The organism is Bacillus cereus group sp. BfR-BA-01350 (assembly GCF_022663775.1).
Taxonomy (GTDB): domain Bacteria; phylum Bacillota; class Bacilli; order Bacillales; family Bacillaceae_G; genus Bacillus_A; species Bacillus_A paranthracis.
On sequence record NZ_JAKUGD010000050.1, the window covers coordinates 1 to 260 of the forward strand.

Here is a 260-nt window from a genome sequence, read left to right on the forward strand (position 1 = left end):
CTATGCGCTGAAATCCCGCATTAGTACCACCAAAAAGGATAGCCTTTGTAGAAGTTGTTGCTGTAGCGCCTGTAGCTCCAGTAGCTCCGGTAGGACCTGTAACTCCCGTAGAACCAGTAACTCCCGTAGGACCGGTGGCTCCCGTAGGACCAGTAGCTCCGGTAGGACCTGTAACTCCCGTAGGGCCTGTAATTCCCGTAGGACCTGTATCTCCGGTAGGGCCTGTAGTTCCCGTAGAACCAGTGGCTCCGCTAGGACCG

At 55.8% G+C, this 260-nt stretch carries 1 pseudogene; it reads right to left on the reverse strand.

Annotated features, from left to right (window positions below):
- Positions 1-260: pseudogene (locus MR147_RS26900) on the reverse strand (collagen-like protein); the annotation flags it as partial.